Raw genomic sequence first — 13,043 nt, forward strand, 5'->3', positions numbered from 1 at the left:
TCGCCGTTAGAAGGGCACCCAATTGCCCTTCTTGCTGAATTTCATATAGCCGACGTTCGCGCCCAGCCGCACGCCCGCGCCGAGCCGGACGGGGATCAGCACCACATCCTTCCAGCGCAGATAGCTCACGTTGAACCCGCCCACGAAATAGGCGGCCCCTTCGCCCGCAGGAAAGCGCTTGTAGAGTTCTTCGCTGTCATAGAGATTATAAACCAGCACGAAGGTCTTGGCGGCGTTTCCGCCGACATCAAACCCCACGGACGGGCCGGTCCAATAGGCCTTGCGCTCGCCCTCCACCTTGTGATGCAGAATGCCCGAACCGTAGCGCAGCCCCACGACGAACGCGCCGCCGGCTTCCTGGCCAGTGATATAGGCATTGGGTTCGCCTTGTTTGGCTAATATGTCTTCGATCACGCCGGCCAGTCCCGCAGCACCCTTGCCGAACACACCTTCGGCAGCACCGATCAGATCGCCTTTCTGAAAGGTGTCGCTCGCCCCGGGCGCGGGCGGGGTCGCAGCGATCGTGGGCGTCACCGGAGAAACGGTGACCGCCCTATCGGTGGCAGCGGGCGGTGTCTGGGGAACCTCGGAATAGCCGCCCTGCGGGGCCAGATCGGCGTCGATCGAATCATTGGGATCGACCGGCTGGATCTGCGCTGACAGTGGCACCATTCCGACGGCGAGCAGCCCGGCGAACAACAAACCGCGGATCATTTGGGTCTTGAACATGGAACTACCCCCGAATTAACTATCCGCACCTATCGCCCCTGCGCCTTGCCCCGCAATGAACGGAGCGCCCAAACGAGTCGATCCCGCGCCGGAACGAGTCGCCTGGCCGCAAAAATCATTGGCGGCACATGCAATCAGCCGGTTGATTGACGCAAATCCAGCCGCTATAGCCGCGCTTCGCTGCCGCTGGAGACGTGGGTGAGTGGCTGAAACCAACGGTTTGCTAAACCGTCGTAGGGGTTAATTCCCTACCGAGGGTTCGAATCCCTCCGTCTCCGCCAGCGGCCATTGTATGTGATTGTTTTTAGAAGAAAAATCTGGATCAATCGGCTTTGGTCCTATTTTTAATTCGAGATTCCTGTCCATCACGTCCTCATGATGCAGCCAGAGTCGATATGCGGCGTCTCAGTTGCGCGCCTGAGCTGCCGCGTTCCGCTCACCGACGCGACTGCAAGGCAGCCAAGCTTAAATTGATGCGTCTTGTTTCAGCTCCAACGAAGGGCGGCTGCAACTACCATGTCGCGCAATATCGCGATGGTCAGCCGATGCCGAGCGTCATGCCCTTCATGCTGAATTTAATCCGGAACGACCGCGATCGCTTCGATCTCGATCAGGAAATCCGGAAGCGCCAGCGCAGCGACGCCGATGAAGGTGTTGGGCGCTGGCATAGCCTCGCCATAGAAAGCACCGATTTCGCCGAGCACCGGGCCTAATTTGTCGGGCGTGTGATCCACCACATAGGTCCGCAAGCGCACGATATCGGCAGGGGTGGCACCCGCCGCATCCAGCACCGTGCGCAGATTGGCCAGCGCCTGTTTCGTTTGCGCGGCAAGATCGCCGGCACCAACAATCTCCGCTTTCTCATCCCATGCCACTTGTCCGGCGAGATGCAGCGTGCGCCCTCCGTTCTGAAGTGCGGCGTGGGAGAAGCCGAACGCCAGGCTGTCATACAGGCCTTCGGGATTGATCTTGGTATTGGTCATGGAAATATCCTTGAAGGAGGAGATCAATCGACGATTTCGAGCTGATTGCCGAAGGGATCGACGACATAGACATTCTTCTTGCCCGCCAGCGGCCCGGCGTCGACCGCGATCGTTTCGAGCACGGTGCAGCCATGTGCGGCCAGATAGGCGATGGCATTATCGACATCATCGACGCGCAGGCCAAGATGGTGGCCGCCCCGATCGCAATTGCGCGGCAGTTGCGCGATGCGGTCGTCAGGCTTGTCATATTGCACGAGCTGAAAATTCACCGTGTCGGTCAGCTTGAGCATGACCAGCGTCAGTTTCGCGCCGGCGACGCCGACATGCGTTTCCATCCAGTCCTTACCCTGTGGATCGATCGGCATATCGGCGGCATCGAGCGGACCCATGCGCCACAATTCGGTTGCACCCATCACGTCACAGTAAAATGCCACCGCCGCATCCACATCGGGCACAGTCCAGGAAATATGATCGACCGCGAATACCGGCTTGAAAGGCGTTTGCGCCATGAGTGTCTCCAGCAAAAGTTGGCCGCAGTGTGATACGCGTGGAAGCAGCATTCAACGCAACGAAATCGCAAACTTCGTTGCGCCTGGCGCACATCAACCAGGGTCAGCCAGTTCCGAGACGGGAATGGGCCGCGCCGGAAATCTCTGGGTAAATCCGGGATCACTTGTCAGGCCTCGATCGTCCAGCATCCTGAGCAGGCTGGGCTCGCAATTGCGGCCTTGGCACGGCCCCATGCCACAGCGCGTGATCAGCTTGACGGCGTTCGCCGAACCGCCACCTGATTGTGCAGCCAATGTCGCGTAATCCACATCTTCACAGCGGCAAATAATCGTATCGTCCTCAGGAACGGGAAACCACGGCAGCGGATTTGCTACGGTATCGAGTAAGCGTGCGAAAGCCTGCAGGTGTCGGTGCCGCGACCGCGCCCGACGGGTCTGGCGTCCAGCCTCGGCCATGTCGATCCAACCCGCGTCCAGCCCGATCCCGACCCCGGCCAATTCGCCCTCAGCCTGAGACGCGGGCGCGCCTGCGACGCCCGTGGTTTCGCCCGCCACGTAAAGACCGGGAAGACTCGAGCGCATCCATTCATCATGAACCGCCGCAAATCCACCCGCGGCACCGGCCGGTCGAACCTTGGCACCCATCATGCGCGGCAACAGGGATTGCGGCACGAAGCCGTAATTCAGTCCCACCGTATCGCAGGCGATGCGCCGTCCCGACGCCAGAATGACATGCGTGACGCGACTTTCGCCCTCGATCCGTTGCAGTGCCGAACCAAATGAAACCGGCACACCCGCGCGGCGGAGGATGCGAAGCGCCGCAGCGGCCGCGAGCATATTGCCGCTGCCGCGAAGCCCGACCAGCGGCTTGGTGAGGACCGCGCGGAACATCGCCGATATCGGCTGCGCGAAAAGCACTTCCGCAACCGTGCCCCCCGCCGCCACGATCTGCGCCGCGATCAGCAATTGCAGCGGGTGGGTGCCCGCGAGCACGATGCGTTCGCCCGGCACATATTGCTGGCTTTTGACAAAGGCCTGGATCGCACCTGCTGTATAGACGCCGGGCAGCGTCCATCCCGCCAGCGGCACCGCCAGATCCTGGCACCCGGCGGCAATCAGGACACGGTCCGCAGTGATCGCGCGCACGCCCAAAGCATTTTCAGTGAGCAGCGCAAAATGCGCACCGTCGCGCGCGATCTCGATTACCGTATGGCGCCCCAGCCACGACACGCGGTCCAACCGTCCAAAGTGCTCAGTCTGCGCTTTCAGCCGGTCATAGGCCCGTCCGGGCAGCCACAGCCGGACCGCGAATTGCGCAGGCGGCTGACGCAATATCTGTCCGCCGGGCTGCGCCTGCTCGTCAATGACCGCGATGCTCAGATCCAGCCCTTGCAGCGCGATCGCCGCCGCCTGTCCCGCCGGCCCGCCGCCGACGATCGCCAGATCGAAATGCTCAGCCATCGGTCGCGATATCCATGCCATTCTGCGCATCGGTCACGCACGCGCGCACGCGCCGGTTTTCCGCCGTCAGCGTCACCATACATTCGCCACATGTGCCCATATTGCAGAACAGTCCGCGCGGACGCCCCCGTGCGTCCCGGCGGAACATGGCCATTCCCTGTGACAGCATGGCGGTGGCAATGGTCTCGCCGTCGAATGCGGCGAGAGCGATACCATCAACCGAAATCTCAATCGCCGCGCCCCTGGTTACGTCTTGCTCGATCCTCATGCCCTATCCCATGAAGCTGTTGAGGTGATTGAAGCGATCCGGCGAGAGCACATCAAGCGCTTCGACGCGCTCCCCGCCCATGACCCGCGCGATCAGCCGGGCGAATGTCGGCCCCAGCGTGAACGCCGACCCGCCCGCGGCGACATAGAATCCGGGAACACGGCTCACTGCGCCTGCGATCGGGAGCTGATCCGCGCTGATCGTGGTAACGCCGGTCCAACTCCGGATCAGGTTCAGCGCACCGATCTGTGGCACGATATCGATCGCCGCGCGAAGATTGCCACTGCGGGATAACGGAATGATGCTCGCTCTGGCATTCAGATCGAAGCCGCCATCGGGCCGCTGCGCCAGTCGCGAAGGCCACCCGCCGCCAATAATGACATTGCCGGCATAGGCTTGTTTCATCGAAAGACGACGACCTACATGCTGAATGAGCTGCGGCAGGATCGGCCCGGTGCGCTCGGTGGCGTTCATCAACAGGGCAACCGGAAAAAGCGGGATATGCAGATTGGCCAGCGCGCAGACCGCGGGCGTCCACGCGCCTGCTGCGACGAATATCTGATCGGCCTGCAGGGTCTCCATCTCATCACCCTTTTTCGCCGCCACGTCGAAGCCCCCCGGAGAACGCCGGGTGATGGAGAGCACATGCTGACGGGTGGAGATGACAGCCCCCGCCTCGGCCGCGGCATGGGCGAAGGCGGGCGTCAAGGCGCGGGGATCGGCATGGCCTTCATCGGCAAGATAGCTGGCCGCCAGCACATCGGGGCCAAGCGCCGGACATAGCGCACGCGCGGCATCGCCATCCAGCAATTGTGTAGCCAGCCCTCCCGAAATCTCACGCCGCGATTTTGCCTCCAGCAAGGCGACCTGTTCCGGCGTCTCGGCGACCATCAGGCCACCCTTTTGAGACACATGGAGATCGACGCCAAGATCGACTTCGAGACCGCGCCATTCATCGATGGCGAGCCGGTTCAGAGCGATGATGCGCGCCGCCTGATCCGCCAGCGCCGCGCCATTTTCGAGGAAGCGGCGCTCCATCTGGAAATGCAGCGAACCGGCATTTTGGCCGGAAGCACCAGCGTTGATATCGCCAGCCTCGACCAGCCGCACCGATGCGCCGGCGCGTGCCAGATGAAGCGCCGTCGCGCACCCGATCAGGCCACCACCAATGATCAGAACATCGGTCTTGCTCATGCCCTCAGATGCGCCCGAGCGCGACCAAAGTCTCCCTGATTTTGTCGGCATCAATGGACGATACATCACGCAGCGGCGGACGCACATACCCGCCGGGCAGTCCCTGCGCATTGAGTGCCGATTTGAGAATTGCCGGGCCTGAGCCGAACATGCCGCGCAGATCGGGCGTGTACCATTGATCGAGGATCACGCGATCCTTCAGACCGCAAGCGCGGGCCGCTTCGATATCTCCCGCCCAGAGGTTGTTATAGAAATCGGGCTGAATCCGGCCCAGCACGCCGCCAGCACCCATGGTGCCATCGCCGCCCCGCGCCTGCAGCAGCGCCAGCCCATGCTCGTCCATCGAATGGCCGAACACGCGCACCTTGTCGTTGAGCGCAAAGAAGGTTGAGACGAAGCTGCGCAGATCACTGGTCGATTGCTTGATCGCAACCACATTCTCGATGTCCGCCAATTGGGTGATCAGTGAAAGCGGCATGTCTATGCCGGTGCCAGGCGGCCAGTTATAGACGCAGATCGGCAATGGCGTGCCACGCGACACATCCTGGTAGAAACCGATAATCTCTTCGGCGGACGGGCGCACATAAGGCGGCGGCGTCACGAGAATACCGTCAAAACCCGCTTCCTTGGCGTGAATCGCAAAATCGACGGTCTCGGTCGCGGTGAACGCGCTGGAGCCCGCCAGCAGAGGCAGCTTCCCGCCAAGTTGCGCGCCAACGGCCGTGAACAACTGCTTGCGCTCCGCCGCCGACATGCTGGTCCATTCGCCCGTCGTCCCGGCGATCACCAGGCCGTGCATCCCCTCTCCATGGAGCCATTCCAGAAGTGCACCCAGTCCCTGCAGGTCCAATGAGCGATCTGCGGTAAACGGTGTCGTGATGGCAGGAATATAACCTTGCCAGCCAACGCGAGAGCGCTTGTTCGTCAACGTGTTGAACCCCTGTTGATGGACGGCTGCGTGGAACGCGACAGCCGGTGATCAGCACATGCGCCCAAGTAATTGGCGCAGCAATGGCAACGGATGTCGAATTTCATTGCGGATTTTGCAAAATAGATAATGATAAGCCCGATAGGGAGACGGCCATGTGGGACAATGCACTTCATTATTTCTACGAAGCCGCCAACATGGGTTCGATGCGATTGGCGAGCGATAAGATCGGCGTGGCGGTATCCTCCATCAGCCGGCAGATCGCGCAGCTCGAACAGCAAATGGGCGTGGCGCTGATCGAGCGGGGCCGTCGCTCGATCCGGCTGACCGAAGCCGGCGAGCACACCCTGGAATTTTACCGCCATCAAATTGCAGACCGCGAAGCCCTGATGAATCGGCTTCAGGAATTGCGCGAGGTGAAGACCGGCCGCGTCGATCTGGCGGTGGGCGAAGGATTTCTCGGCAACGCATTCACGGCGATCATCGATGGTTTCCACGCCCGCAATCCCGGCATGACGCTGTCGGTGACCAGTTGCGCCAGTTCGGAGATCGTTCGCATGGTGCTGGACGATGAAGCGCATATCGGCATGATCCTGCACACGACCAACGAACCCAAGATAAGGACGCGGGCGACGGCGGCCCAGCCGTTGATGGTGCTGTGCGCGCCGGATCATCCAGCCGCGCGAATGGGCTCGATCGATCTGGCGACGCTGGCGGAGTTCGACCTCTGCCTTCCGCCCAAAGGATTTCGGATCAGAACCATGTTGAACGAAGCCGAACGCCGCGAACAAATTTGGCTGGAGGCCAAGATGGTCACCACATCGCTTCTCATGATGCGGGAGATGGCCAAGGCGGGACGCATGGTGACTATATTGCCGGCCTTTTCGGCGCAGACAGAGCTTGATCAGGGGCTGCTCGTCGCACGCCCGCTGATCGCCACGGAATTGGAGCATACCACCATCAGCCTCATTCATCGCGTTGGCCGCCAACTCGATGGCGGACCCGCGCGGCTGCTCGCGATTCTGGAGGCCAAGCTCAAGAGCTGGTCGAACTGGAAACACCCCGAAACGCCGTAGCCGGGATCAGCACACAGGCCAGCACGGTTACTGCCCCATTGAAGGCCATGGCCAGCAGCCCATGATCCCATTGCGGAAAATAGGTATTCCACACAAGTTGTGCGGCCGGCAGCAGCAAGGCGCAATAACCCGCAACGATCCCTATGAAGACGCCCAGCGCATGGGCTCGCTTCCAGGTGAACCCCAGATAGACGCCGGGCGCGAGCATCCCGATCGCGGCATAAGCCGACAGCCCGATTTCCACGAGGGATTTGGTCGCGCCCAGGGTAAGCCACACGGCGATGCCAGCGAACGCCACCATCGACAGCCGCGCGACGAGCAACATGCGCCGCTCGCTAATCCCGCTGTAGAAAGGGCGGACGACATTGCGGGTGAAGATCGAACTGGCCGTCAGCAGCAGAACCGACCCTGGAACCAGTGCAAGCAGGCAGGCCGTCCCTGCAAACAGCCCGATCGCCCATGCAGGATAGCGATCCGATACGAATTGCAACAACACGGCATTTGAATCTCCGCCTTCGGGCTGCGTGCCAGCGAGCAATGCACCCAATCCCAACAGGATGATGAAGAAGTAGGAGAGCGAATAGAGCGGTTGCCATATGGCGTTACGACGGATCGTCTTGCGACTGCCGGCGGCAAAGCAGAGCTGGAACATATGCGGCAAGATCCAATTTCCCAGCGCCACATTGAGCGCAGCCGTCATCAGCCAGGTGGAGGACAATCCGGCCTCTGGCTGCATTCCTGGAAACTGGCCAAAACCCGGATGCTTTTCCTCTGCCAGCGCAAAAACATCGAGGATCGAAGCCGCGCCGACCTTGGACGCCACGGTGACGCTGAGCGCGATGACGATGATCACCATCAGCACGTCTTTTACGCCCGCTGCGAACGCCGCCGAGCGCAGGCCCGCGAAATAGACGAATGCCAGCATGATGGCAGCCGCCAGTACGGCGGCGGTCAATTGCGAGACATCCGACCCCAGAGACAACTGAATGATCAGGCTGAGCGCGGTAATCTGGATTTGCACATAGACGATGAGCGCCGCGATGCCGGCGATGCCGACCACGCACCCGAGCCAGGTAGCCCGGTAATGCGCCGCGAAAAAATCGGCTTGGGTCACGAGATCATATTTTTTACCCGCTTCCCAGATACGGGGCATCAGCCAATATCCCACCGTCGCCGATAGCGAGACCGAGGTGAACGCCAGATAGGCAGGCGCGCCATGCGCCCAGGCATATCCCGAAATGCCCAGCACGGCGAAGGTCGTGTAGATTTCGCCCGCATTGAGAAACCAGAAGATCAGCATCCCGAAACTGCGCCCGCCCACTGCCCATTCGGCCATGGTCTGCGCGCGGGCCTGCCGCCGTCCGTAAAGCAATGCGCCGATCATCGTGCCGAGCACGACCGAAAAGGTTAGGGCGAGGATCAATGCACCGCGCCTTTGACAGTGCCGGGCGCTTCATCAATCTCCGGGTCGATCCGCTCGTCGATCCTGAATACGATGGCGATGACAATGGATGTGAGGATGATGCCCATCATCTGCCACACCATCGGGAAAGGCAGGGAGAGAGGCCGCCACTGGATATCATTGACCAGGGGAACCATACCGACCTGCCAAAGAAATGGGATGATCAGGAGCCAGCGATGGCCCCGGGAGACCGGGACGGGCGGCTCATCCGTCATGCCGATTTGACCCAATCGGAGACGGCCTTTTCGAGCACCGCCAGCGGTACCGGCCCCGATTGCAACACCAGATCGTGAAAAGCGCGCACATCGAATTTTCCGCCCATAGCCGCGCGCGCCGCCTCCCGCGCGGCAACGATCCGATTGGCCCCCACCTTGAAACTGCACGCCTGGCCCGGATAGACCGCATAGCGCGTCACTTCACGGTCCGTCGCAATGGGTTGCTCGCCGGCATTGTCGACCATCCAGGCCACCGCCTGATCCTTTGTCCACCGTTGGTGATGGATGCCCGTATCGACGACGATGCGCGCCGCCCGGAAGAGTTCGGACTGAAGATAACCGATGCGGCCGAACGGATCATTCTCATAGATGCCAAGTTCATCCGCCACCTGCTGCGCATAGAGCGCCCAACCCTCGGTATAGGCCGAGAAGCGGACCATCTTGCGAAACTGCGGCATGGCGGGGCTGTGCGCAAGGACGCTATATTGGAAATGGTGACCCGGCACACCCTCATGATGCGTCAATGTGGGGAGCCGCCAGGTTGAATGCTCGCCGGGATTTTTCAGGTTGAGCGAATATATCCCCGGCTGCCCCTTGGCCCCCTCGCTGTAGAACGCGCCCGGCGCGCCGCTTTCGATCGCGGGCGGGATGCGGCGGACCTCGATCGGATCGACCGACACATTGCCGAAGGCCTTAGGCAGACGTGCAATGATAGCCTTCAGATGACCGTCAGCAAGCGACAGCAGCTTGGCTCTGCCCGCATCATCGTCGGACACGCGAAAACGTGCGTCCTTGTTCAGCGCCGATATCCGCGCACCGACGCTGCCCTGGCTCAGGCCCTGCGCCTTCAGGCTCTGATCGATTTCGGCGATCAGTGCTTCGCATTGGGCCAGACCGACCTTGTGGAGTTCGCCCGGCGCGATGTCCGCGGTCGTGTTGGAGCGGACCGCCGCGGCATAGTAAGCTTCACCGTCAGGCAGACGCCATACGCCCGCCGTATCCACGGCCTTCGGCGCGAGCTTCTCGAGCGCTGCGATCTGGCGGCTGAGCGCTGGGACCAGCCGGTGCTGAAAGACCTTTTCCGCCCGCGCGCCATAATCGCCAAAACCCTTGGCGTGAATCCGGACAAGCGCCGGGGCAATCAACGCAGACTGCAGCGGCGGACCGTCACGCAGACCCTTGATCTGGGCGATGGTCTTTTCAATGACGAACGCAGGCGGGATGACCCCGATGCCCGCATCATGGCGGATGCGGTCGGTTTCCTGATCAAGCGCGACGGACAAGGCCGCCAGACGGGACAGCCACGCTTCGGCATCGGCCTTGCTCTGGATCGGATGACGCGTGCCGATAAAATCGGGCAGCCAGTAATAAGCGCCATTCATCTGGCTCACGACATAGGGGCTGGGGCGCAGATTGCCGTCGACATAGCCATAGCGGCCGAGCAGATCATCGAGCGTATCATAAACGAAATGCGCAACATCATAATCGAGCGCGGCGCGCGGCGAGAGTGCGGCGCGATCGATCGTTGCCAGGTCATTCAACGCCTGTTTGATCGCCACTGCATCGCGCGCGCGCGCAGCCATCGATCGATCGTCCAGCATCCCGCGCAGCGCGGCATTGGCCCCGGTATCGAAATCATTGCTCGTCGCCTCTTCGGGCGATCGTTTGAAATACGCTTGGGCGTGGCGCTGGAGCAAGGCTTCCAGCGCGACATCCCCCGCCCCGGAGGTAGCGAATGCGAAACCCGGCATCGTGGCGGCCAGGGCACCTGCCGCCGTGGCCCCGATAAAGCTGCGGCGGTGGATCATATTTTATCTCCGGGAGGGCATGGGCCTTCGTTGCGACCGAAGGGCATAAAAGCAAGGGCGGCCCCACCGGAGCCGCCCTGTATCATTCAGAATTTGTAGCCGATGTTGATACCAACGGTCTGGAAAGAAGGTTCGACCTGAACGCCGCTGTAGAAAGCCTTTTCATAAGCGTTGGTGTAATAATTGTTGTCGAACAGATTTTCGATGAACAGCATGACCTTCATCTTTTCGCTTTCCGCACCGATGCGAAGATTGAAGTTATGGAAGCCTGGCGAGACGAACGGCGAATTGGGATAAACCAGCGCGAAGTTCGAAGACAGCGTTTCACCGCGATAATTCCATTCGCCGCGCACAAAGCCTTCGAATTCATCCGAAAGCGGCACGGTATATTCCGCGTTTCCGCTGAGCGTCCAGCGGGGCGCATTGACCATGCGCTTGCCATTGGCGTTGACCGTGATGCCATCGACCAGCGCGACAGGGAATTTGACGTAATTGGCTTCCAGCCAGCCCGCGGTGGCACCGACCTTGAAGCGGTTGCTGATCCGCGCATCCAAGCTCATTTCAGCACCATAGCTGCGCGCGCTGCCGGCGTTATCGATACCGTTCACACCCACCAAAACGCCGTTCTGAAGGAACTGGAAACGAACGGTCTGCTGAACATCCTTCCAGTCCATGTAGAAGCCGGTGAGATCGAAGCGGACCCGGCGATCAAACAATTCGCCCTTGATACCGGCTTCATAGCTCCACAGTTCCTCAGGCTTGTAATCGTTGCGCAGATTGGCCTCCTGAACCTGCACGCCGCCTGATTTGAAGCCCTTGGAGACGGTGCCATAGAGCAGGAAATCGTCGCTCGCTTTGTAGCTCACGTTGAAGCGCGGAGAGAAATCCTTGAACGATCTTGTGCGATCGCTGTCGTTCGTCTGCACGCCGTTCGAAGAGTTGATCAAGCGACGGCGAATTTTCTCGTAGGAATAGCGCCCGCCGATGCTCACGCTAAGCTTGTCGGTGGCATTCCATGTGCCCTGCCCGAAGATGGCATGATATTTCGAATTGGAGTCGGTGATCAGCGTCGTAATAGTCCGACCGGGAATCTGGCCGAGCGGATTTTGTGTCCCGTAATAAGTGGCCTGATCGGTCTCACCCGTGTCCTTGCCGATCATGCCGCCGATGCTCCATTCGAAAGCACCCTTGTTCGTGGATTGCAGACGAATTTCGCCGCTGGTCGAACCACGATTGAGCAGAAAATCCTCATAGAAGAAATCGAAGCTGCCGCCGTCCACGTCACCATAGTTATAGACTTTGGATGTGAGATCACCCACCACGGCGGTCAGCGACATGGTATCAAATTCATAGACCATGTTGCTGCTGATATATTCTACCGTGGTGCCGACGCTCTGAGGCCGGTCGAAATTCACTTTCGTGCGATTGTCTGGATAAAAGCCAACGCCGTCGGGTGAGGCCACGTTGCCGGCAGCGCCGCCATAATAGACCGAACGCCAAGTGCGCGTCAGGAAGCCGGTGGGCACGCCCGCGCGCATACCGGTTTCCTCTTCCGAACGGCTGTAGGTCACGTCCCAGGTGAAATTCTCGCCCGGGGTGAGGCGCGCCATGATCCGGCCGGTTTTATATTCGGAATCGTTGCCGCCACCGGTCGGGTTGATGTTGACGATGTTACCGTCTGATTTCTGATACTGGCCGGCAACGCGGATCGCGAGCAAGCCATCCACGATCGGGGCATTGCCGATCAGTTCGATGCGCTTGGTATCGAAGCTTGAATAGCCGACGTTGACCGCGCCTTCCCATTCATTTGTCGGCTTGCGCGTCTGGATGTTGATGGCACCACCCACGGCGTTGCGGCCGAAATAGACACCCTGCGGACCACGCAGAATTTCGATGCGCTCCATATCCACGACGTCGGGATTACTGGTGCCGGCGCTGACGTTGAATTCGTTGATGTAGAAAGCATAGGTCGCGGGGCGGACATCGTCATATGCGCCAAGCTGGTTGCTGATGCCGCGGATCGCGAGATCGCGACGATCGCGCGAACCATTGGCGACGAAGCTCACGTTGGGCGTAACCGCGAAATAATCGTCCACACCCTGAATATTCTGCTTGGCGATGGATTCAGCGCCAAAGGCGGTGATCGAGATCGGCACATCCTGGATGGATTCCGAGCGGCGCTGCGCCGTCACCACGATATCGCCCGAAACGGCGATTTCCTCAGGATCCTCCTGCGCCATCGCCGGCATGGAAACAAACGCGGTCGCCAGTGCGATGGGCGCAACGCAAAGATTGTAGATGGCCGAGCGCTTGGCGCGATGCTTGATAATATTCATGATTGTCCCCTTTTTTGATTGCTTTGCGCCTTGGGTTTTTGACCAAGGCATCTGCCCACAGGTTTGCCCGCCCA

12 protein-coding genes and 1 tRNA gene are annotated in these 13,043 nt (G+C 60.5%); 2 read left to right on the top strand and 11 right to left on the bottom strand.

Features of this window, described 5'->3' with window-relative positions; genetic code table 11:
- Window positions 1–6: 6 nt before the first annotated feature.
- Complete coding sequence (locus FHS49_RS14220) at window positions 7–729, bottom strand: DUF1134 domain-containing protein (protein WP_184019671.1); 723 nt, start codon at window positions 727–729, stop codon at window positions 7–9.
- 188 nt (window positions 730–917) lie between these two features.
- Here FHS49_RS14220 and FHS49_RS14225 point away from each other — a divergent pair.
- A tRNA-Ser gene (locus FHS49_RS14225) sits at window positions 918–1,010 on the top strand.
- A 294-nt stretch (window positions 1,011–1,304) separates the two neighbouring features.
- On the opposite strand, the gene FHS49_RS14230 is transcribed toward FHS49_RS14225, so the two are convergent.
- The 6 genes from FHS49_RS14230 to FHS49_RS14255 all read right to left on the bottom strand — a co-directional run bounded on the left by FHS49_RS14230 (window position 1,305) and on the right by FHS49_RS14255 (window position 6,072).
- Window positions 1,305–1,712 carry a RidA family protein gene (locus tag FHS49_RS14230; RefSeq protein ID WP_184019673.1) on the bottom strand — a complete coding sequence of 136 codons (408 nt, stop codon included), beginning with the start codon at window positions 1,710–1,712 and terminating at the stop codon, window positions 1,305–1,307.
- 23 nt (window positions 1,713–1,735) lie between these two features.
- The gene (locus FHS49_RS14235) at window positions 1,736–2,221 is read right to left on the bottom strand and encodes a VOC family protein (RefSeq protein ID WP_184019675.1); all 486 of its coding nucleotides are present in this window, start codon (window positions 2,219–2,221) and stop codon (window positions 1,736–1,738) included.
- A 93-nt stretch (window positions 2,222–2,314) separates the two neighbouring features.
- The gene (locus tag FHS49_RS14240) at window positions 2,315–3,682 is read right to left on the bottom strand and encodes an FAD/NAD(P)-dependent oxidoreductase (RefSeq protein ID WP_184019677.1); all 1,368 of its coding nucleotides are present in this window, start codon (window positions 3,680–3,682) and stop codon (window positions 2,315–2,317) included.
- Complete coding sequence (locus FHS49_RS14245) at window positions 3,675–3,950, bottom strand: (2Fe-2S)-binding protein (protein ID WP_184019679.1); 276 nt, start codon at window positions 3,948–3,950, stop codon at window positions 3,675–3,677. The genes FHS49_RS14240 and FHS49_RS14245 overlap by 8 nt, the downstream gene beginning before the upstream one ends.
- A 3-nt stretch (window positions 3,951–3,953) precedes the next feature.
- Window positions 3,954–5,144: an NAD(P)/FAD-dependent oxidoreductase gene (locus FHS49_RS14250; protein ID WP_184019681.1), complete on the bottom strand. Its 1,191-nt coding sequence runs from the start codon at window positions 5,142–5,144 to the stop codon at window positions 3,954–3,956.
- 4 nt (window positions 5,145–5,148) lie between these two features.
- Window positions 5,149–6,072 (bottom strand): dihydrodipicolinate synthase family protein, encoded by a 924-nt coding sequence (locus FHS49_RS14255; RefSeq protein ID WP_184019683.1) that lies wholly within the window; start codon window positions 6,070–6,072, stop codon window positions 5,149–5,151.
- 155 nt (window positions 6,073–6,227) lie between these two features.
- Between FHS49_RS14255 and FHS49_RS14260 the strand changes: the two genes are divergently transcribed.
- Window positions 6,228–7,148, top strand: a complete 921-nt coding sequence (locus tag FHS49_RS14260; protein ID WP_184019685.1) for a LysR family transcriptional regulator — start codon at window positions 6,228–6,230, stop codon at window positions 7,146–7,148.
- On the opposite strand, the gene FHS49_RS14265 is transcribed toward FHS49_RS14260, so the two are convergent.
- The 4 genes from FHS49_RS14265 to FHS49_RS14280 all read right to left on the bottom strand — a co-directional run bounded on the left by FHS49_RS14265 (window position 7,108) and on the right by FHS49_RS14280 (window position 12,969).
- Window positions 7,108–8,571 (bottom strand): sodium:solute symporter family protein, encoded by a 1,464-nt coding sequence (locus FHS49_RS14265; protein ID WP_184019687.1) that lies wholly within the window; start codon window positions 8,569–8,571, stop codon window positions 7,108–7,110. The genes FHS49_RS14260 and FHS49_RS14265 overlap by 41 nt on opposite strands.
- Window positions 8,568–8,825 (bottom strand): DUF3311 domain-containing protein, encoded by a 258-nt coding sequence (locus tag FHS49_RS14270; RefSeq protein ID WP_184019689.1) that lies wholly within the window; start codon window positions 8,823–8,825, stop codon window positions 8,568–8,570. The genes FHS49_RS14265 and FHS49_RS14270 overlap by 4 nt, the downstream gene beginning before the upstream one ends.
- On the bottom strand, window positions 8,822–10,633 hold the full coding sequence (locus FHS49_RS14275) for a DUF885 domain-containing protein (RefSeq protein WP_184019691.1): 1,812 nt from the start codon (window positions 10,631–10,633) through the stop codon (window positions 8,822–8,824). Before FHS49_RS14275 ends, FHS49_RS14270 begins: the two co-directional genes overlap by 4 nt.
- Before the next feature lie 86 nt (window positions 10,634–10,719).
- A complete protein-coding gene (locus FHS49_RS14280; protein ID WP_184019693.1) occupies window positions 10,720–12,969 on the bottom strand; it encodes a TonB-dependent receptor in 2,250 nt (749 codons plus the stop codon).
- Window positions 12,970–13,043: the final 74 nt, after the last annotated feature.

It is taken from the genome of Sphingobium boeckii, from assembly GCF_014199215.1.
Classification (GTDB): Bacteria; Pseudomonadota; Alphaproteobacteria; order Sphingomonadales; family Sphingomonadaceae; genus Sphingobium_A; species Sphingobium_A boeckii.

Bases quoted from the DNA above. Each gene is read 5' to 3' on its own strand.
- FHS49_RS14220 (WP_184019671.1), bottom strand. From the start codon at position 729: ATGTTCAAGACCCAAATGATCCGCGGTTTGTTGTTCGCCGGGCTGCTC.
- FHS49_RS14230 (WP_184019673.1), bottom strand. From the start codon at position 1,712: ATGACCAATACCAAGATCAATCCCGAAGGCCTGTATGACAGCCTGGCG.
- FHS49_RS14235 (WP_184019675.1), bottom strand. From the start codon at position 2,221: ATGGCGCAAACGCCTTTCAAGCCGGTATTCGCGGTCGATCATATTTCC.
- FHS49_RS14240 (WP_184019677.1), bottom strand. From the start codon at position 3,682: ATGGCTGAGCATTTCGATCTGGCGATCGTCGGCGGCGGGCCGGCGGGA.
- FHS49_RS14245 (WP_184019679.1), bottom strand. From the start codon at position 3,950: ATGAGGATCGAGCAAGACGTAACCAGGGGCGCGGCGATTGAGATTTCG.
- FHS49_RS14250 (WP_184019681.1), bottom strand. From the start codon at position 5,144: ATGAGCAAGACCGATGTTCTGATCATTGGTGGTGGCCTGATCGGGTGC.
- FHS49_RS14260 (WP_184019685.1), top strand. From the start codon at position 6,228: ATGTGGGACAATGCACTTCATTATTTCTACGAAGCCGCCAACATGGGT.
- FHS49_RS14270 (WP_184019689.1), bottom strand. From the start codon at position 8,825: ATGACGGATGAGCCGCCCGTCCCGGTCTCCCGGGGCCATCGCTGGCTC.
- FHS49_RS14275 (WP_184019691.1), bottom strand. From the start codon at position 10,633: ATGATCCACCGCCGCAGCTTTATCGGGGCCACGGCGGCAGGTGCCCTG.
- FHS49_RS14280 (WP_184019693.1), bottom strand. From the start codon at position 12,969: ATGAATATTATCAAGCATCGCGCCAAGCGCTCGGCCATCTACAATCTT.